Source organism: Neolewinella lacunae, from assembly GCF_014349155.1.
Lineage (GTDB): Bacteria > Bacteroidota > Bacteroidia > Chitinophagales > Saprospiraceae > Neolewinella > Neolewinella lacunae.
Genome location: NZ_JACSIT010000132.1, coordinates 1 through 422, shown reverse-complemented (window position 1 = coordinate 422; position 422 = coordinate 1). Strand labels below are relative to the sequence as shown.

The window sequence follows — 422 nt, the reverse complement described above, 5'->3', positions numbered from 1 at the left end:
GAGCCGATGGGCGTAGCGTTCAGGTCAGCACCGGGGTAGATGTTGGCCGTGATCGTTACGTTGGTTCCGGAGCAGTTGTCTACCGCGCGGACACCAGCGGCGTCGAGGCGGATGTAGGCAGCGCAGATGTTGCCCGCATTGGTCGTGTAAACCAGGTCGGCGTCGGCGATGCCGTCAAAGTTGCGGTCCTGGCTCGGGCCGGTGAAGACCGGTGGCGTCGTGTCGCCCACTTTCACCACCTGGGTGAAGGTGCGTACGTCGCCCGGGTTGCACCAGTCGATGACCGTGTAGGTCCGCACAAACTTGTAAGTGAAGGGGCAGGTCACAATCGCTTCGCCGTCGGCGTAGGTCACGCCGATGTTGCAGATCGCTTCGCCGGAGCGGAGACCGAAGATGCGGCCACCGATGTTCAGCACGGGGTA

Annotated in this window: 1 protein-coding gene; it reads right to left on the bottom strand. The window is 63.0% G+C overall.

Translation table 11 applies throughout. From position 1 onward, the window contains the following. Positions 1-422, bottom strand: a 422-nt coding sequence (locus H9S92_RS14095; protein ID WP_187467342.1) for a hypothetical protein, incomplete at both ends; no start/stop codon positions are given.